The sequence below is a fragment of the Streptomyces pluripotens genome (assembly GCF_000802245.2).
Classification (GTDB): Bacteria; Actinomycetota; Actinomycetes; order Streptomycetales; family Streptomycetaceae; genus Streptomyces; species Streptomyces pluripotens.
In genome coordinates this window covers 3,340,502-3,357,726 of the sequence record NZ_CP021080.1, presented here as the reverse complement: position 1 = coordinate 3,357,726, position 17,225 = coordinate 3,340,502, and the positions used below count along the sequence as shown (strand labels likewise).

The 17,225-nt window shown below is 71.4% G+C and carries 16 protein-coding genes; 9 read left to right on the top strand and 7 right to left on the bottom strand.

What is annotated here, in order from left to right; all coding sequences use genetic code 11:
- Nucleotides 1–445: 445 nt before the first annotated feature.
- Entirely contained in the window at nucleotides 446–4,024 is a 3,579-nt protein-coding gene (gene putP / locus LK06_RS15050; RefSeq protein WP_039653721.1) for a sodium/proline symporter PutP, read from the top strand.
- 34 nt (nucleotides 4,025–4,058) lie between these two features.
- Here the strand turns inward: putP and LK06_RS15045 are convergent, their stop codons facing one another.
- Nucleotides 4,059–4,679, bottom strand: a complete 621-nt coding sequence (locus LK06_RS15045; protein ID WP_039653514.1) for a TetR/AcrR family transcriptional regulator — start codon at nucleotides 4,677–4,679, stop codon at nucleotides 4,059–4,061.
- A 548-nt stretch (nucleotides 4,680–5,227) separates the two neighbouring features.
- On the opposite strand from LK06_RS15045, the gene LK06_RS15040 reads away from it, so the two are divergent.
- Genes LK06_RS15040 through LK06_RS15015 form a run of 6 tightly spaced genes read left to right on the top strand, consistent with a single transcriptional unit; the run spans nucleotide 5,228 to nucleotide 12,520 of the window.
- Entirely contained in the window at nucleotides 5,228–5,710 is a 483-nt protein-coding gene (locus LK06_RS15040; protein ID WP_039653513.1) for an NADH-quinone oxidoreductase subunit B family protein, read from the top strand.
- Complete coding sequence (locus LK06_RS15035) at nucleotides 5,707–7,776, top strand: proton-conducting transporter transmembrane domain-containing protein (protein WP_039653512.1); 2,070 nt, start codon at nucleotides 5,707–5,709, stop codon at nucleotides 7,774–7,776. Before LK06_RS15040 ends, LK06_RS15035 begins: the two co-directional genes overlap by 4 nt.
- Nucleotides 7,777–7,786: 10 nt before the next feature.
- Nucleotides 7,787–8,743: a respiratory chain complex I subunit 1 family protein gene (locus LK06_RS15030; protein WP_039653510.1), complete on the top strand. Its 957-nt coding sequence runs from the start codon at nucleotides 7,787–7,789 to the stop codon at nucleotides 8,741–8,743.
- Nucleotides 8,740–9,420 (top strand): hypothetical protein, encoded by a 681-nt coding sequence (locus LK06_RS15025; RefSeq protein WP_039653508.1) that lies wholly within the window; start codon nucleotides 8,740–8,742, stop codon nucleotides 9,418–9,420. Before LK06_RS15030 ends, LK06_RS15025 begins: the two co-directional genes overlap by 4 nt.
- Nucleotides 9,420–10,994 carry a proton-conducting transporter transmembrane domain-containing protein gene (locus tag LK06_RS15020; RefSeq protein ID WP_039653506.1) on the top strand — a complete coding sequence of 525 codons (1,575 nt, stop codon included), beginning with the start codon at nucleotides 9,420–9,422 and terminating at the stop codon, nucleotides 10,992–10,994. Before LK06_RS15025 ends, LK06_RS15020 begins: the two co-directional genes overlap by 1 nt.
- Nucleotides 10,994–12,520, top strand: coding sequence for a hydrogenase large subunit (locus LK06_RS15015; RefSeq protein ID WP_039653505.1), 1,527 nt, complete (start codon nucleotides 10,994–10,996; stop codon nucleotides 12,518–12,520). Before LK06_RS15020 ends, LK06_RS15015 begins: the two co-directional genes overlap by 1 nt.
- Before the next feature lie 223 nt (nucleotides 12,521–12,743).
- On the opposite strand, the gene LK06_RS15010 is transcribed toward LK06_RS15015, so the two are convergent.
- The 5 genes from LK06_RS15010 to LK06_RS14990 form a co-directional block, all read right to left on the bottom strand.
- Nucleotides 12,744–13,178: a pyridoxamine 5'-phosphate oxidase family protein gene (locus tag LK06_RS15010; protein WP_043432680.1), complete on the bottom strand. Its 435-nt coding sequence runs from the start codon at nucleotides 13,176–13,178 to the stop codon at nucleotides 12,744–12,746.
- Complete coding sequence (locus tag LK06_RS15005) at nucleotides 13,168–13,671, bottom strand: hypothetical protein (RefSeq protein ID WP_039653501.1); 504 nt, start codon at nucleotides 13,669–13,671, stop codon at nucleotides 13,168–13,170. Before LK06_RS15005 ends, LK06_RS15010 begins: the two co-directional genes overlap by 11 nt.
- 382 nt (nucleotides 13,672–14,053) lie before the next feature.
- Nucleotides 14,054–14,530 carry an ATP-binding protein gene (locus LK06_RS15000; protein ID WP_078858742.1) on the bottom strand — a complete coding sequence of 159 codons (477 nt, stop codon included), beginning with the start codon at nucleotides 14,528–14,530 and terminating at the stop codon, nucleotides 14,054–14,056.
- Nucleotides 14,530–14,868: an ArsR/SmtB family transcription factor gene (locus tag LK06_RS14995; RefSeq protein WP_039653718.1), complete on the bottom strand. Its 339-nt coding sequence runs from the start codon at nucleotides 14,866–14,868 to the stop codon at nucleotides 14,530–14,532. The genes LK06_RS15000 and LK06_RS14995 overlap by 1 nt, the downstream gene beginning before the upstream one ends.
- Nucleotides 14,869–14,873: 5 nt before the next feature.
- Nucleotides 14,874–15,065 carry a hypothetical protein gene (locus LK06_RS14990; RefSeq protein ID WP_039653500.1) on the bottom strand — a complete coding sequence of 64 codons (192 nt, stop codon included), beginning with the start codon at nucleotides 15,063–15,065 and terminating at the stop codon, nucleotides 14,874–14,876.
- A gap of 412 nt (nucleotides 15,066–15,477) precedes the next feature.
- Here LK06_RS14990 and LK06_RS14985 point away from each other — a divergent pair, with 412 nt between their 5' ends.
- The gene (locus tag LK06_RS14985; protein WP_043432678.1) at nucleotides 15,478–15,765 is read left to right on the top strand and encodes a DUF427 domain-containing protein; all 288 of its coding nucleotides are present in this window, start codon (nucleotides 15,478–15,480) and stop codon (nucleotides 15,763–15,765) included.
- On the opposite strand, the gene LK06_RS14980 is transcribed toward LK06_RS14985, so the two are convergent.
- On the bottom strand, nucleotides 15,716–16,453 hold the full coding sequence (locus tag LK06_RS14980; RefSeq protein ID WP_234367414.1) for a CDP-alcohol phosphatidyltransferase family protein: 738 nt from the start codon (nucleotides 16,451–16,453) through the stop codon (nucleotides 15,716–15,718). The genes LK06_RS14985 and LK06_RS14980 overlap by 50 nt on opposite strands.
- 170 nt (nucleotides 16,454–16,623) lie before the next feature.
- On the opposite strand from LK06_RS14980, the gene LK06_RS14975 reads away from it, so the two are divergent.
- Nucleotides 16,624–17,199 (top strand): hypothetical protein, encoded by a 576-nt coding sequence (locus LK06_RS14975; RefSeq protein WP_039653497.1) that lies wholly within the window; start codon nucleotides 16,624–16,626, stop codon nucleotides 17,197–17,199.
- The last annotated feature ends 26 nt before the right edge of the window (nucleotides 17,200–17,225 follow it).

The following is a 17,225-nucleotide window of genomic DNA, read 5'->3' as shown; positions in this document are numbered from 1 at the left end:
GAACGCGAAGGGGCTGGGTGGGAGCGGCCTTCCGGGCAGGCGGATGTGGAGCACGGGCGGGCCTTCCGAGGGGGCCGGGCCCGGCTGTCCGGTTCCCGGGCCGTCCGGCGTTGCGGTCGCCCGGCCGCGGTGCGGTGGGGTCGGTCCGGTTCCCGGCGTTGCGGTCGCCTCGCCGTCAGATTCAGATTCCGGTTCCGGTTCCGGTTGCCGGGTGCGGTGGTGTCCGGTTGCCTGGTCCTCTGGTGCGACGGGGCTGGCCGGACCAGGCGGTACGGGCGCCGCGTTCGCCCTCCGCACGGTGCGTGTCCGGGGCCGGCCGGAACGGTCCCGAGCGTCGCTGTCGACCGGTGGTGGCCAAAATCTGTACATTTGTGCGGTAGGACCTAGAGTTGTGGGGCGTGCGACGGTCGCGCCCGTGCTCATGAACCTCGCAAGCGAGGACGATATGTTCGGCTTGAGTGAGCCGATCGCGGCCACATTCCTCGTGTATGTGGCCGCCATGGTCGGAACGGGTGTCTGGGCCTACGGCCGCACTCACACCTTCGCCGACTTCGCCCTGGGCGGCCGCAGGCTCCGTGCCTTCGTCGCCGCCCTGTCCGCGGGTGCCAGCGACATGTCCGGCTGGTTGTTCCTCGCGCTCCCCGGAGCTGTGTACGCGGCCGGTCTGGGCGCCAGCTGGATCGCGGTCGGCCTGGTGATCGGCACCTACCTCAACTGGTTGTTCGTCGCGCCGAGGCTGCGCACCTACACCGAGCGGGCCGGTAACGCCGTGAGTCTGTCGGCTTACCTGGAGGAGCGGTTCGAGGACCGTACCCGGATGCTCCGGATGGTCTCGGCCGCGGTCACACTCGTGTTCTTCACCGTCTACGTCGCCAGTGGCCTGGTGGCCGGCGGACTCCTCTTCGAACACGTCTTCGACGTCAGGTTCGGGCTGGGTGTGTCCCTGACCGCCCTGGTGATCGTGGTCTACTCCTGCCTGGGCGGCTTCCTCGCCGTGAGCCTGACGCACGTGTTGCAGGGCACGCTGATGTTCCTCGCCCTCCTCGTGCTCCCCATCGTCGGCATCGAGGTGCTGGGCGGTTTCGGGAACCTGCGTGACAGCCTCGACAACAAGACGCCCGACCTGCTGAACATGGGTGCCAAGGTCGACTACCTGAACGGGCAGTGGTCCGCAGGCGGATCGCTGGGCGCCATTGCGATCATTTCGCTGCTCGCCTGGGGCCTGGGCTACTTCGGCCAGCCGCACATCCTGGCCCGTTTCATGGGCATCCGCAGCACCCGCGCCGTCCCCGCGGCCCGCCGCCTCGGAACGGGCTGGGTCATCGTCGTCCTCGCCGGTGCCACGCTCGTCGGACTGGTGGGCATCGCACAACCCAGCACGCCCCTGCACGACCCGCAGACGGTCTACATCGTCCTGAGCCGGACCCTGCTCAATCCCTGGGTCGCCGGGGGAATGCTGATCGCCGTCCTGTCCGCGATCATGTCGACCGCGGACAGCCAGCTCCTCGTGTCCTCCGTCGCTCTCACGGAGGACTTCTACCGCGCGTTCCTCAACCGGCGCGCCTCGGACCGGGCGCTGGTGTGGTTCGGCCGCGGTGCCGTCGTCGTCGTGACCCTGGTGGCCTTCGTGATCGCCCTGAGAGGCGGTGGGCTCCTGGGCATCGTCGGCTACGCCTGGGCCGGTTTCGGTGCCGCCTTCGGCCCTGTCGTCCTGCTCTCGCTGTACTGGCCGCGCATGACCTGGGCGGGGGCCATGGCCGGGATCGTGTCGGGAGCGGCCACGGTATTGCTGTGGAAGAAGATCAACCCACTCCTCGGACCGTTCGAGTCGAACATCTACGAGATGGTCCCCGGCGTGCTGGTCGCCACCGCTGCCGCACTGCTCTTCGGCAGGTTCGTCGGTCGGCCGCCGAAACGTGCCTTCTGGCGGATGCCGGGTGGCGGGGTCAGCCAGCTGATGCTCACGCCGTTCCTCACCCACGCACCGGTCGGCATCGCCGTCCTCGACACCGACCTGCGCTACGTATGGGTGAACGAGCCCCTGGACCGCCAGATCCCCCTCGGACGACGGTTGGGGCGGCGGATGACGGAAGTGCTGCCCAAGGCGGAGGCGGAGGCCTTCGAGGAGAGGATGCTGAAGGTTCTGGACAGCGGGGTCCCGGTGATGGACTACGAGCACCGCGGTGTCGGTGACATCCACTCCGACCGCGGCCGCGCGATCTCCGCCTCCTTCTTCGCCATGAAGGACCGCCACGGCCGGATCGTGGGTGTCTGGTACATGGTCATCGACATCACCCAGCGCTGGCGGGCCCAGGAACGCCTGGCCCTGCTCAACGACGCGGCCAGCCGCATCGGGAGCACGCTGGATGTCACGAGGACCGCGCAGGAACTGGCCGACGAGGCCGTGCCCTCCCTCGCCGATTTCGTCGCCGTCGACCTACTGGACTCGGTCATGAGGGGCGAGGAGCCGGCTCCCGGACCGGTCGGCATGTCGCCCGTCATCCGCCGGGCAGGACAGCAGTCGGTGCGCGAGGGCTGCCCCGAGGCGACCCTGGCCGTCGGGGAGACCGTCCGGCGTGCCCCGGCGTCGCCCGTGACCCGCTGCCTGCTGGAGAGCAGGACCCTGGTGGAACGGAATCTGGACTACTCCACCAGCCCGTGGGTGACCGAGGACGAGACGTTGGGCGCCTCCCTTCGCGACTACGGTTTCCGCTCGGTGATGGTGGTCCCGGTGCGGGCGCGCGGTGTCACCCTGGGCGTGGCGACGTTCGCCCGGTCCCGGCGGCTGGGCCCGTTCGAGGACGACGACGTCCGTCTGGCCGAGGAACTCGTCTCCCGCGCGGCGCTGAGCGTCGACAACGCGCGCCGTTTCACCCGCGAGCGCACCGCGGCCCGGTCCATGCAGCGCTACCTGCTGCCGCAGGACCTGTCCGGCGGGTCCGCCTTGGAGGTGGCGTCGTGGTACCTCCCGGCGGACGCCCCCAGCGGCGTGGGCGGCGACTGGTTCGACGCGATCCCGCTCTCCGGAGCCCGGGTCGCCCTGGTCGTCGGGGACGTGGTCGGACACGGCATCAACGCGGCGGCGACCATGGGGCGCCTGCGCACCGCAGTGCGCACCCTGGCCAACCTGGACCTCCCCCCGGACGAACTGCTGGCACACCTGGACGACCTGGTCATCGGCCTCATGGGGGAGTACGGCGATGAGGAGCCGGCCGCGTTCGAGGGTGCCGCCGCGGGCACTGCGTTCATGGGAGCCACCTGCCTGTACGCCATTTACGATCCGGTCAGCAGAAAGTGCACGCTGGCCCGGGCCGGTCACCTGCTGCCGGTGGTCGTGGGCCCCCACGGCGGTGCCGACATCCTGGACCTGCCCGCCGGACCGCCACTCGGACTCGGGTACCTCCCCTTCGAGTGCGTCGAACTGGAGCTGGCCGAGGGAAGCCTCATCGCGCTCTACACCGACGGCCTCATCGAGTCCTTCGACCGGGACATCGACGTCGGCCTCGCCCGGCTCAGCGAAGTCCTCGCAACGCCCCGGGCCGCGCTGGAGGAGACCGGCCGCAAGGTGATCGACACCCTGTTGACCGGTCCGCCGGCCGACGACGCGGCCCTGCTGCTCGCCCGGACCCGCGTCCTGGATCCGAACCGGGTCGTCTCCTGGAAGCTGCCCAGCGATCCGGCCGCCGTCGCGCACGCCCGCTCGCTCGCCGCCCAGCAGCTGACGGAGTGGGACATGCCCGATCTGACGTTCACCACCGAGCTCATCGTCAGCGAACTCGTCACCAATGCCATCCGTCACGCGGTCGGACCGGTCGAGCTCCGCCTGATCCGGGACCGCGACCTGATCTGCGAGGTCTCCGACGCCAGCAGCACCTCGCCCCGCCTGCGTCACGCCCGGACCACCGACGAGGGAGGACGGGGCCTGCTGATCGTGGCCCAGCTCACCCGGCGATGGGGCACCCGCTACACGGAGACCGGCAAGATCATCTGGGCGGAGCAGTCCCTGTCCACCGGCACGGTCTAGAAGGCCCATGAAGACCTCGGCGAGCTTTCTCTGACTAGCCGTCTGCTCCTCGCGCTTCCTGAGCACCCACCGGGGGACGCAGTCCCGCGACGAGGACTCCGGCCAGCCGGCGCGGGTTGTAGCGGGGATCGTCCTCCGCGCCGATGCACAGGTTCCCGACGCCGCGCATGAGCTCGTAGGCCACCACGTCGGACCGGATCTCGCCGGAACCGGCCGCGGCGTCGAGCAGCTGGGCGCACACGGGCACGAGCCGGTCGAGGAAAGAGGCGTGCAGGGACTCGAAACCGGGACTGTCGGGCTGCAGTACGGCGGCGAGACCGTGCTTGGTGACCAGGAAGTCGACGAAGAGGTCGATCCACTGCCGCAGCGCGGCGTATGGGGTCGGCCCGGCCGCTAGCAGCGCCGGACCGGCCTCGGCACACGCTTCGACCTGGTGCCGGTAGACGGCGACGATGAGGTCCGCCCGTGTCGGGAAGTGGCGGTAGATCGTGGCCGTTCCGACGCCCGCCTCGGCCGCGATGTCGCGTACCGCCGCCTCGACGCCCGACGTCACGAAGACCGTGGCCGCCGCGTCGAGCAGGGTCTTCTGGTTGCGCCGGGCGTCCGCTCGTTTGGGTCGGGCCGCCTGCTCCCCACCCTTGTCACGGCCGCTCATCCCACCGCTCCCTCCGCCGCCGGACCTGCTGACCAGGACAGTGTTCCGCATCACCGAACGGGACGCGGCCCCGGTACGTCGTCGCGCCGCAGCGGGGGCAGCGCCGACACCGCACTGCCGTCACGTTCCGCCCCCGTTCCGCCCCCGTTCTGCGGCCGGCGCGTCAGGCGGCTGGATCATTCTCGTCAAGTCCTCCCCCATGCAGGGATGTAATTGCTAATCTTGGCAATTACTGAGGTCGTCATGTGTGGGATGCGGCGGCCCGGCGTCCAGGTGCGGGGCCCGGCCGTCGCGGAGCCGGTCAGACCGGACCGCAGGTCGGACCCGAGGGCCGCACGGCAGACGGTGGAGCCGCCGGCGTACCGGCGGCCCTCGTTGCGGCTGCCTCCCGGTCGGTGGACAGCATGCGGAAGCGGGAGGTGGCCGCCCTCACCGGCGGCAAGATTGAGCAAACCAAGGCAAAACGCAGCAAAAACGCCGTAACTTCGGCCGTGGGTCGGCCCGTTGGCCGTCTGCTGACACGTCCTCGCCGTCTCAGGGAGAGGTTCATGGGCCTGTTGCGCAAGATCCGCCGGACCGGACGGGTGGCCGAGCCCGCCCCACCGCCCCCCGAGGGCAAGCCGCCCGGGAAGGCAGCGGAATTCGGCGGTTCCGTGCAGGTGCGGTGCGTCGATGCCGGGTCGTGCAACGGATGCGAGATCGAGATCGCCGCCGCCTTCAACCCGGTCTACGACGCCGATCGGTACGGGGCGCGCCTGGTGGCCTCGCCCCGGCACGCGGACGTGGCGCTGGTCACCGGGCCGGTGACACGGAACATGGCGGAGCCACTGCGGCGCACGGTCGCCGCGATGGGCGAGCCGCGACTGGTGGTCGCGGTGGGGGACTGCGCGCTCGACTGCGGTGAGTTCGCCGGGGGATACGGCGTCGAGGGCGCCGTATCCGACGTCGTGCCGGTGGACCTCGCGGTGCCCGGCTGTCCGCCGGAGCCGGCCGAGATCGTGGCCGCGCTCAGGAAGGTGACCGGGCGGTGAACGTCGTACCGGCCGCCCTCACGACGGCCGCCGCACTGGGCGGCGCGGGCGTACTGGCCGGACTGGTGCTGCCGTACCGCACCCGCATCCCCGTCGTCGGCGCACTGACCGCCGGGGCAGGGGTGAGCGGCGGCGCGGCGGGCGTGGCCGCACTGGGCGGCGACCGCTGGACCGCCGCCTTCCCCACGGTGCTGCCGCTGGCCGGCACACACCTGGCGGTGGATGCGCTGGCAGGTCTCTTCATGGCCGTGGCGGGAGGCGTCGTGGCCGCAGTCGCGGTGTACGGCATCGGCTACGCCGCCGGTCACGGACCGCACGGCCTCGGCTCGCGCGGCGCGCAGACGGTACTGCCGCTGTTCGCGCTCACGTTGATCCTGGTGCCAGTGGCCGCCTCGGTGTCGACGTTCCTGGTGCTGTGGGAACTCATGGCCCTCGCCTCACTGTTGCTGGTGCTCGCTGAGCACCGGGGCGAGTACCTCCCCGGTGAACCGGGCCGGAGCGGCGGCAACCCCTCGGTACGGCAGGCCGGGGTCTGGTACGCGGTGATGACACATCTGGGGTTCCTGCTGCTCCTCACGGGGTTCGCGGTCTTCGCCGGTCAGGCCGGCGGAGAGTCCTTCGGGGCCCTGCGGGCGGGCGCGGACGGCATCCCCCCGACGGTGCGCGGGCTGGTCTTCGTACTGGTCGCAGCCGGATTCACATCCAAGGCAGGCGCCGTACCGCTGCACGCTTGGCTGCCCCGCGCCCACCCCGAGGCACCCAGCCCGGTCTCGGCACTGATGAGCGCCGCCATGGTCAACCTCGGGATCTACGGGGTCGTGCGGGTCGGGTTCGACCTCCTCGGCGGAGGGCCCGCCTGGTGGTGGCTGGCCCTCCTCGCCGTGGGCGTACTGTCGGCGGTATACGGGATCCTGCAGGCGGCGATGGCCGCGGACCTCAAGCGCCTGCTGGCCTACTCGACCTCCGAGAACATGGGTGTCGTCCTCACCGGGGTCGGCGCGTCCGGCCTCTTCGCCGCCTACGGCGACGGGACACTGGCCGCAGTGGCGCTCGCGGCCTCTCTGCTGCACACCATCAACCACTCCGCCTTCAAAGCCCTGTTGTTCTGCGCGGCCGGCTCGGTGCTGCGGGCCACGGGCGAACGGAACCTGGATCTGCTGGGTGGACTTCGGTCCCGGATGCCGGTCACCGCAGGCCTGTTCGCGCTCGCCGCACTGGGGGCCGTGGCGCTACCGCCGGGCAACGGCTTCATCAGCGAATGGCTGCTGCTCCAGTCCCTGATCAACGGCTTGCAGGTCCCGGGCGTGGCTCCGGCGATCGTCCTGCCCGTGGCGGTGGCGCTGATCGCGCTGTCCGCGGGGCTCGCTGCAGCCGTGTTCGTCAAGGCCCTGGGGGTCGGGTTCTTTGCGCGACCCCGCAGTGATAGAGCTGCCGCGGCCCGGGAGTCGCCGCCGCTGATGCTCGCCGGGATGGGCCTGCTCGCAGCGGCCTGCGCGGGCCTGGCCCTGGTGCCAGGTCTGCTGGGCCAGGGCCTCGGCCGGGCAGCGACCGCGGCCGGGCTGCCGGGAACGGGCGCGGTGACGGGCGGTGGGCTGCAGGTGCGGCTCGCCCACATCCCGGCCTCGCTGTCACCGCTGTGGGTGGTGGCTGCCCTGACCGCCGCGCTGGCCCTCGCCGCCGCACTGCCTCGGGCCTACCGGCGCCGGCAACGGCGGAACGACGCACGGCTGTGGGACTGCGGTGGCGGGGCCCCGACCCCGCGGATGGCGTACACCGCGACGTCGTTCGCGGAGCCGCTGCAACGCGTCTTCGACGACGTCCTCGCACCCGAGCAGGACGTGAACATCACGCCGGTGCGCGAGTCGGCGTACTTGGTGGAACGGGTGCGCTTCTCGCGCGCCGTACCCGACCGGATCGAACACCGCCTCTACACACCGGTACTGACCGCGATGGCGGGCGCGGGACGGGCGGCCCGGCGACTGGCGGGCGGCAGCGTCCACCTCTACCTCGGTTACGGCTTCGCCGGCCTGGTCATTCTGCTCGTGGTCCTGACGGTGGGCTGGTGAGGAACGGGACATGAACGCAGCCGGATACGCGGCCGTGGCCGGCCAGATCCTCGTGGTCGGTGCGGGGGCGCCACTGCTCACCGGATGGATGCGCCAGGTGCGGGCCCGGCTGGAGGGCCGGGCCGGAGCCGGCGTGCTGCAACCCTGGCGCGACACGAGGAAGCTGCTGCGCAAGGAGCCGGTCACCCCCGTGGGCACCGGGCCCGCGTTTCGGATCGCCCCCGCGCTGCTGGTCGCCACCACCGTCGTCGCCACCGCTCTGGTGCCGCTGCTGTCCACGGACACGCCGGTCAGCGGCCATGCGGATCTCATCCTGGTGGTCGCCCTGATCGCGCTCGGTACGCTCACGCTCGCGCTGGCCGGACTGGACACCGGCACGGCGTTCGGCGGGATGGGCGCCTCCCGGGAGATGACGGTGGCGGCGCTGGTGGAACCGACCATCCTGCTGGCGGTGTTCGCACTGTCACTGCCGGCCGGAACCACCAACCTGCCCGCCATCGTCTCCGGCGCCATCGACGACCCGGCCCGGCTCGCCTCCCCGGCAGGCTTCCTCGCCACCGCCGCACTCGCGGTCGCCGTCCTCGCGGAGACCGGACGGATTCCGGTGGACAACCCCTCCACACACCTCGAACTGACGATGATCCACGAGGCGATGGTGCTGGAGTACGCGGGTCCGGACCTGGCACTGGTGGAACTCGGCGCGCAGATGCGGCTCACCCTGCTGCTGGGGCTGCTGTCCTCGCTGTTCGCGCCCTGGGGCATCGCCACCAGCGCCTCCTGGACCGCGTTGTTGCTGGCCCTGCTGCTGTTCGCCGTCAAAGTGGCCGCGCTCGGTGCTGCGCTGGCAGCCGCGGAGGTGTTCTGGGCCAAGGTACGGCTGTTCCGGGTTCCCGAACTGCTCGCCGGTTCCTTCCTGTTGGCATTGCTCGCGGTGGCCGCCTCGTACTTCCTGAGCGGAGAATCATGAGCGAGGACCTCTACACCCAACTCCTCGACCTGTCCTGCGGTGCCTTCCTGCTGGCGGCCGTGGTCGTGCTGTGGCGCCGCGAACTGGTCGCCGTCGTCCGGGTCTTCGCCCTCCAGGGAGTGGCGCTCGCCGCGATCGTCGTGCTCCTCGGGATCCACGAGGAGCGCTGGGACCTGGTCGGCATCGGGATCGGAGTCGGCATCCTGCGTGCCGGGGTGCTGCCGTATCTCGTGCGGCGCGCGCTGGCCGCGCTCCTGGCCGGTCGTGCGCACAGCGAGGAGGTCCGGGAGACCCAGCCTTTGGTGAACGTCGCCGCCTCGCTGCTGACCGCCGCCGCACTCACCCTGCTCGCCTACGCCGTGTCCCGCCCCTTGGTCGAGCTCGACCCGATCCCCGCCACCAGGGCCCTGCCGGTCGGCCTCGCCGTCGTCTTGATCGGCTTCTTCGTACTGGTCACCCGGCGTCGGGCGCTCGCCCAGGTCGTCGGCTTCCTGCTGCTGGACAACGGCATCACCGCAACCGCCTTCCTGGCCGCCTCCGGAGTGCCGCTCATCGTCGAACTCGGCGTCTCCTTCGACGTGCTGCTGGCCGTACTGGTGCTGCAGATCCTCACCACCCGGGTACGCGAGGCCTTCGGCACCACCGACATCGACGACCTGCGGGAGCTGCACGACTGATGACCGCCACCGCATCCGCGTTCCTGCTCACCGCACCCGCTGCCGTGCCGCTCGCCGTCGCGGGAACCTTCGCAACGGTCCGGCTGGACACCCGCAGGCCCACCCCCGCCACCTCCCCGGTACCCAACCGTGCCGGTGCCGTCCTCGTGGCCGAGGCACCCGCCCCCGAGCCGGCCCGGAGCCGCCCCCACCCAGCGCACTGGGCCGGGCTCGTGTCAGCCGCCGTGATCCTGCTGTGCGGGAGTCTGCTGGCGGGAGACGTCCTCGACGGCGGCCCGGTCTCGGCGTACTCCGGGCTGCTCCGCGCCGACCCGCTGACCGTCTGGATGCTGCTGGTCATCGGCGCCGTGGCGCTGATCGCCTGTGGGGCGACGCCCGCCTACCTGGCGGGCGCACGGGCCACCGACCGGGCGGCACGGCGGTACCAGGCCCTCGTGCACGCCTTCCTCGCCGCCATGTGCCTGGCCGTGGTGACCGCGAACCTCGGCGTGCTGTGGGTGGCGGTCGAGGCGACCACCATCGTCACCGCCTTCCTCGTCGGCCACCGTCGCACCCGCAAGTCGGTGGAGGCCGCATGGAAGTACGTCGTCATCTGCTCCGCCGGGATCGCGCTCGCCTTCCTCGGCACAACGCTGATCTACTACGCCGCCCGCCAGGCCGGCATCGCCGAGGCCTGGGCGCTGGACTGGCCCACGCTCGTCGCCCGGGCCGGTCGGCTCGACCCGGCGGTCACCCGGCTCGGCATCACCCTCGTCGTCCTCGGGTTCGGCGCCAAAGCGGGCCTGGTTCCCCTGCACGCCTGGCTGCCGGACGCCCACAGCCAGGCTCCGGCACCGGTCTCCGCGCTGATGTCCGGAGTGCTGCTGTCCGTCGCCTTCGCCGCCGTCCTGCGCTACCGGGTGATCGCCGATGCCGCCCTCGGCCCCGGCTTCACCCAGGCGCTGCTCATCGGGATCGCCCTGCTGACGATGGCCCTCGCAGCCGCGCTGCTGCTGGCCCAGCGGGACTACAAGCGGATGCTGGCCTACTCCAGCATGGAACACATGAGCCTGATCGCCCTCGGAACGGCGATCGGCAGCCCGCTCGCCCTGTCCGCCGTCCTGCTGCACATCGCCGGACACGGACTCGTCAAGTCCGTCGCCTTCTGCGCGTCAGGCCGGATCCTGCACCTCGAAGGGACCACGCTCGTGGGCAGGGTACGCGGCCTGCTGGCCCGGGCACCATGGTCGGCCGGTCTGTTCGGGCTGGCCGTCGTGGCGCTGCTGGGGTTCCCGCCGTTCAGCCTGTTCGCCTCCGAACTCGGCATCGCCCGCGCGGGCCTTGCGGCCGAACCGGGACCGGCCTGGGCGACCGCGGTCGCCTTCACCCTGGCGCTGCTCGCCTTCACCGCGCTGACGGCGCGCACGGGCCGGATGCTGCTGGGACCCGCACCCGACCGCCGCACGACCGAGGACGACCCGGCCGCCCTGTGGCCCCTGCTCCTCGGCCTGCTGGCCTGCGCGGCCCTGGGTGTGACCCTCGGACCGCTGGACAGTCTGCTGCACACCGCCGCGGAAACGATCGGAGGACCCTGATGCACTACGTCGTCCGAAGCACGGAACTCGTCCCGCGCGCCGAGGAACTGCTGACCGCAGGGCACCGCCTGGCGCTGATCGCCGCCCACTACGACGAGGACGGTCCGCGGGTGGTGTACCTGTTCGTCTCCGGCCCGCCCGACACCCGCGTCGAACTGCACGTCCGCCTTCGACCCGACCGGCCCGAGGTGCCCTCGCTCGCCCACCTCTCCTTCCCCGCCGGACGGTTCGAGCGCGAGATGCGCGACCTGTTCGGCATCGTCCCCCTCGACCACCCGCTTCCGCGCCGCCTGGTCCGGCACTTCCACTGGCCCCGCGGCTGGTACCCGATGCGGCCGACGGTCCCTCGCCACCCCGCTCCCGGCCAGGCTCCGGGCGCCACCCCTGCTGCTTCCGGCACCGTCCCGCCCTTCGGCGAGCAGGAGGGCCCGTACCCCTTCCTGGAGGTCGAGGGCGAGGGGGTCTACGAGATCCCGGTCGGTCCGGTGCACGCCGGCCTGATCGAACCAGGACACTTCCGTTTCTCCGTCGTGGGCGAGACCATCCTCAAGCTCAAGGCCCGCCTCTGGTTCGTCCACAAGGGTGTGGAGAAGCTCTTCCAGGGACGCTCGGTCCCCGCCGGGTTGCCACTGGCCGAACGCATCAGCGGGGACACGGCCGTCGGCCACGCACTCGCCTACTGCCTCGCGATCGAGGAGGCCACCGGCACTGAAGTTCCCACCGAGGCCCGGCACGCCCGCGCGATGCTCCTGGAAATGGAACGCGTCCACAACCACGTCGCCGACCTCGGCATGCTCTGCAACGACGTCGGCCACGGCATCCTCAACGCCCACACCCAGCGCCTCCGTGAGCAACTCCTCCGCCTCAACCGGGAGATCACCGGGCACCGGCTGCTGCGCGGTGGTGTCGTCCCCGGCGGTGCTGCACTGCGCACGCTCCCGGACCCCGCCCGGCTCAAGGCGATCGGCGAGGACATCCGTGAGATCACCGCGCTGGCCCTCGGCCACTCCACCGTCCGTGACCGCTTCACCGGCACCGCGACCCTCGGCGCCCACGCCGCTCGTGAGATCGGCTGCCTCGGTTACGTCGCCCGCGCCAGCGGCCTGGCCGCCGACGCCCGGATCGCGCACCCCTTCACCGACTACGACGGACACCTCAACGTCCCCGTCCACGACGGCGGTGACGTCCTGGCTCGCTTCCTGGTGCGCGCCGAAGAGATCGACACGTCACTTGCCCTGATCGAGCACTTCACCCGGCTGCTCTTCGCCCCCGGCACCTTCCTGGCTGCCCCGCCGGGCGCGGACGCGGGGTCCGGGACCGGAGTGGGACTCGTCGAAGGCTGGCGCGGCACCATCGCCACCCGCGTCGAGCTCGCCAGCGACGGCACCCTGGCCCGGGTCAAGCCGGTCGACCCTTCATTCTTCAACTGGCCCGCTCTGCCAGTGGCGTTGGCCGACACGATCGTTCCGGACTTCCCCCTGACCAACAAGAGCTTCAATCTCTCGTATGCGGGCAACGACCTGTGACAGAAGGCCCACCGCACCACGTACCGTCTACGACGCACACGCACGGCGTGCGGTCCACGGCGTACGGCCTTGCGCATACCGGATATTCCGCACGGTCCACGGTCCACGCCATACCGGATAGTGCAGACGATCTGCGGTGTACGGCCCGTTGGATACCGTCTACCGCATACTGCTCGCCGTCACCCGTCACCCGTCACCCGCTCCGCGCCCATCGGTCGGCGGTTCAGCGTACGAGGCGGTAGCCGGTGACGAGTTCACCACGGATCAGGACGACGTGCTCCATCTCCTTGTGCACCCAAGGCCTGAGTTCGGCGTGGTAGCGAGAGAGCGCCTGTGGTTCGGTCACTCGGCTCGCGGTGCCGGTGACCATCACGCTCCAGCCGGTGCGAGTGCCGGGGTCGATCTCATCGGCCTCGTACACCACCACCTCCGACACTGACGCGGAGGTGAGCAGCGCGGCTCTCGCGTGGGTGCGGATGACGATGTCGCCGTCATCGGTGACGAGGTGGTTGACCGGCCTGATCACCGGCAACGCCCGCTGGGTGAAGCCCACCCTCCCCATGGGGAGGGTGGCCAGAAGACTGAGGCACTCCTCCCGGTCCAGTTCGACCATACGGGCGCCGGACCCGGAAGGAGCGGACGGCCGATCAGCAGTCATGACGGAGTCTCACGGGTGCCTCGTGTGCGGCGCCTCGCGGCCAGAGCACCTCGACGTCGACGCCGTGACTGCGGGCGTAGGCCACCAGGTGCGCCGTCGCGTCCCGGCCGTTGGACGGGGAGCCGTCCCACACCGCCAGGACGTGGGCGCAGGAACGCAGCAGACGCTCGTCCGCGCCGACGCAGGCGCTGCGGATGGCCGGGTCGTAATCCATCAGCCGCACCATCTGCGACAGCATCAGCAGTTCACCGGCCGCTCCCCGATCGGGTTCGGCCAGTTGGGCGGGCATGCCGCCCCGCGACGGCAGTACCGTCACCAGTGCCAGCCCCGCTGTTCGGGCCGCCCGTCCGAACGCCACCGGGATCCCTTTCCCAGCTCGGACCAGCCCCGCCATGCCCGCCTGCGCGAACTCAGCCAAGCGGCAACGCAGTTCCTCTTCGAGTAGGGCGAGTGTGGGCACGGTCAGATCGGAATGCCCCACGACAGCGATCACTCCGGACCGTCCCTTTCCGCCAACACACGGTGGCCGTGGCAACTGCATGCCTGAAGAAGTCTTCAATCGAGGTGCTCACGGGCGGCTGCCGTCGGCACCCAAGGTGGCTGTGGCCCATGCCCAGGAGCGGGTTCAGCCAGCACCCGAGGGTGACGGCGGTCAATGTCCGAGGGGCTGCGGCTCCGCCCCTGCGTGTCGCGGACGGCCGCCCGGGGGAGCGGAGACCGTCCGCGAGCACCTGATCATGTCCCGGTGCGTGTAGGGCACACCAGGGCTGTCGGGGCCGGCTCCGAGGTCCGGTCGGCCCTTGCGGGGTGTCGACCGGTTCTGTTGTCGGACGGTACAGCGGGCGGAGAACAGGGGAGCATCCGCTGCCGGCGGCTCACGAAGGGATCCGGAACCGGACGAGTACGACCTTGCCGTCGTGGTCGATGGCTGGTTCGGCACGGAGGTCCCCGTCGTAGTCGGCCGCGAGTTCGGCGACCAACCGCAGGCCGGCCCCCATGCCGTCGTCGGTGAGTTCCGGAAGGCGGGGCTCGGCGTCCGCCACGCTGACGACCAGCCGCCCTGCCATGGCGGTCATCCCCACGTCCGTCAACGGCGAGCAGGCGGCATGTCGCAGCACATTGGTCACCAGCTCGCTCACCACCAGCAGTACCGCGTCCGCCAGGGCGGACCCGGGCGCGACGCCGACCTCGGCGAAGTGTCCCGCCACTGCCTCCCGGGCCTCCCGCACCGCCCCCGGCCCCAGCCGCACCGAGACGACGTGCCGTCGTACCAGCGGCTGGAGGCGCTCGACGTCGGCGTCGGCGGGTCTGCCCTGGTGCCAAGGGAGCCGGAACCGGCGGGTGCCGCCCACTACCGTCCGGCCTGCGTTCGGCGCAACTCGTCGAGCAGGTCCCGCTGCCCGGACAGCAGGACGGAGAGGATCCGGCGGGCCGCGGCCAACAGCTCGGCGACGTCGCCGCCGGCCAGCTCGTACACCACCGTCGACCCCGTGCGGGTGGCGGTCACGATTCCGGAGCGGCGCAACACCGCCAGCTGCTGTGACAGGTTCGAGGGCTCGACCTCGATCTCCGCCAGCAGATCACGGACCGGCTTCGGTCCGTCCTGGAGCAGTTCCAGCACCCGGATACGTACCGGATGCCCCAGCATCCGGAAGAATTCCGCCTTCGCCTCGTACAGCGGAACCGGCATTCCGATCACCCTTCGTCCGCCTCGGCCGCCGTGTCGTCGCCGACGTCGACACCATGCCGACGGGCCACGCGCAGCGCATCGTCCAGCTCGTCCTGGGCCACGGCCGCCTCGTAGGCGTCCCCGGCCTCGCGGGCCGCGGCTACCGCGGCACGTGCGTCGTGCACTCGCTTCCGTGCGGCTTCGGTGAATCCGCCCACCGTGGAACCACCTCCTCTGTGACCTCTCCAGCACGGCATCTAGCGAATTGAAGAATTCTTCAAGCGTAGTGGACGGGCGGTCCGAAGCGCTTCCGCCGGCGCCGGGAATGCCCGAGCCCCCGGAGGGCGGAAGCGGGATGCCCTTCATACCGCGGAGTGGTGCGGAGTGGTGCGGAGTGGTGCGGCCATGTGGTTCGGGCTGCGAGCAGAGGGTGGCCTTCGGCGTTCCGCGCGGCGTTCCGCGCGGCGCCCCGGGACGCCGCGCACGCGTGCCGGCCATCGGGGCTGCCGACGACTGGGCGGCCGACGACTGGGAGGGCACGGTCTTTGTAAGCGCGGTCACCGTCGGAACCACTTTCGGGGCCTAGCGTCATGGCGTGGACCGAACAGTCCGGCCCGGAGGTAGACGATCATGATGCGCGCTGTCTGGAACGGCTCTGTGCTCGCGCAGTCCGAGCACACGGTGGTGGTGGAGGGCCATCACTACTTCCCGCCCGAGTCGCTGAACGGCGAGTACTTCGCCGAGAGCCGGATGCGGTCGCTGTGCTTCTGGAAGGGGCTCGCGCGTTACCGCACGGTCGTCGTCGACGGGCAGGTCAATCCGAACGCAGCCTGGTACTACCCCCACCCCAGCCCGTTCGCCCGGAGGATCAAGAACCATGTCGCCTTCTGGCGTGGAGTCCGGGTCGAGGTGGCGTAGGAGGGCCGGCGGTGCGGGACCGGGGGGCGCGCCGGAGGTGACGTAGGGCGACGACGACCTGCAGTGTGGCCGCTGGACGCAGCAGGGTGGGACGAGGGCGGTGGGGCATGGCGCCGCGGCCGAAGCCGGCCGCGGTCATCGCGGCGACCGGCGCCACCCACGCGGCCACGGCTGCCGCCCGCAGCGCTCGACCGGGCTCGTGGCGGATCGCCAGCCAGGTCCAGAACGCGGCGTCAGCGAGGGAGTCGGCGTAGTCGCCGAACGGGGACACCGTGGCACCGCGGCGGGCCAGGTGGCCGTCGGCCAGGTCGAGGGCGACGGCCAGTACGCCCGAGGCGCGCCCCGCCCCGAGGGCCGTGGCCGGGAGGTTCCCCCGGACGAGGGTGAGGGCGTCTGCCGCCGCGAACCGGTCGCGGTGTTCTAGCAGCCCCAGGTGCAGCACCACCAGAGTCCAGCTGGTCAGGACCCAACGCCGACCTGCCCGGTCTCGGGCGAGGACGAGGAGGACACCGTGTGCGGCGGTGGCCTGGGCGAGTGCTCGGGGGCGGAGGGCTGCCTGCCGTACCGACCGGCGGGCGGCCGTCGACAGGAACCGGGCGAGGGCACGGGGGCTCCAACGGCCTTCGCGCACCATCTCCAGCAGTGCGTTTGTCGCGGCACGGCTGTCGGCCAGGTCTGACACGGACACGGTGGTCTGCCCCTTCTGCCGGGAACCGGGACGAGCGGGGTCCACCCTAGGGAGACGGGCCGTGAGGAAACGTGAGCGTGCTCACCGATGGGCCGGCCGGTCGGCCTTAGCGTCGTGACCGGATGGTCCCGACGGCGGGTCGGGCGAGATGAGGGAAGGGAGCGCTGCTCGTGGGGTGGTTTCGGCGGCTGACCGTGGTGGCGTCGGCGGGCGGTGGGCTGGCCGCCGGCTACCTGGGGCTGGTGACGGGGGCGCTGCCCGTCGACCTGGGAGTGGGCAGGCGGCTGCGGCCACTGGGTCCGCAGAGCCTGGACATCGCCGCACCCCGGGAGGTGGTCTTCGATGTCGTGGCGGCGCCGTACCTGGGACGTACCCCGCGGGCGATGCGGGAGAAGCTCAACGTCCTGGAACGCGGCACTGATCTGGTGCTGGCCGAGCACTTCACCCCCCTTGCGGGAGGGCGGTTGAAGGCGGTCACGGTGGAGACGGTGGGCTTCACCCGACCCGAGCGGGTCGACTTCCGGCTGGTGCGCGGTCCGGTGCCGCAGGTGACCGAGTCCTTCGTGCTGAGTGAGCAGGCGGCGGGGACGCGGCTGGTGTACGAGGGGCGGCTGGGTACGGACCTGTGGCGGGTGGGCCAGTGGTGGGGGGCGGCGGTGGCCACGCGGTGGGAGGCCGCCGTGGCCGCGTCGCTCGCCTCCGTCAAGGTCGAGGCCGAACGACGGGCCGCCGCACCGGGCCGGTGAGCGCGCGGTCGTTCGGTGAGCGGCCG

Coding starts and splice junctions, on each gene's coding strand:
- LK06_RS15030 (WP_039653510.1), top strand. CDS start 7,787: ATGAACGCAGCCGGATACGCGGCCGTGGCCGGCCAGATCCTCGTGGTC.
- LK06_RS14995 (WP_039653718.1), bottom strand. CDS start 14,868: ATGCCGGTTCCGCTGTACGAGGCGAAGGCGGAATTCTTCCGGATGCTG.
- LK06_RS15025 (WP_039653508.1), top strand. CDS start 8,740: ATGAGCGAGGACCTCTACACCCAACTCCTCGACCTGTCCTGCGGTGCC.
- LK06_RS14985 (WP_043432678.1), top strand. CDS start 15,478: ATGATGCGCGCTGTCTGGAACGGCTCTGTGCTCGCGCAGTCCGAGCAC.
- LK06_RS15010 (WP_043432680.1), bottom strand. CDS start 13,178: ATGACTGCTGATCGGCCGTCCGCTCCTTCCGGGTCCGGCGCCCGTATG.
- LK06_RS15020 (WP_039653506.1), top strand. CDS start 9,420: ATGACCGCCACCGCATCCGCGTTCCTGCTCACCGCACCCGCTGCCGTG.
- LK06_RS15045 (WP_039653514.1), bottom strand. CDS start 4,679: ATGAGCGGCCGTGACAAGGGTGGGGAGCAGGCGGCCCGACCCAAACGA.
- putP (WP_039653721.1), top strand. CDS start 446: ATGTTCGGCTTGAGTGAGCCGATCGCGGCCACATTCCTCGTGTATGTG.
- LK06_RS15015 (WP_039653505.1), top strand. CDS start 10,994: ATGCACTACGTCGTCCGAAGCACGGAACTCGTCCCGCGCGCCGAGGAA.
- LK06_RS15040 (WP_039653513.1), top strand. CDS start 5,228: ATGGGCCTGTTGCGCAAGATCCGCCGGACCGGACGGGTGGCCGAGCCC.